Consider the following 254-nt stretch of genomic DNA (forward strand, 5'->3'; position numbering starts at 1 on the left):
ACTGGCACTGTGGTTGTCGATACCCCGGCTAACGACGTCTACAACAACGGTTCTACCGTCAGCACTACTATTACCGGTGCGACCGGCGGCAATTTTGAGAATCTGGTGCCGAGCACGACTCCGGCCGTTACTACGATTACTGACTCAGTCGACACCACCACCGTCGCCCTGACGGCCGGCTCGACCGTGACCGAAGGCGGCCAGATCACTTACACCGCCACGCTGACCAACCCCGCGCAAACACCAGTGACTGT

At 59.4% G+C, this 254-nt stretch carries 1 protein-coding gene; it reads left to right on the plus strand.

Annotation, left to right across the window (positions count from 1 at the left end; genetic code table 11):
• Positions 1-254 (plus strand): immunoglobulin-like domain-containing protein (locus ACQRBV_RS27580; RefSeq protein WP_427877937.1); only part of this gene is annotated, 254 nt, incomplete at both ends.

This window comes from Pseudomonas sp. R11F (assembly GCF_050312575.1).
GTDB classification, from domain to species: domain Bacteria; phylum Pseudomonadota; class Gammaproteobacteria; order Pseudomonadales; family Pseudomonadaceae; genus Aquipseudomonas; species Aquipseudomonas palleroniana.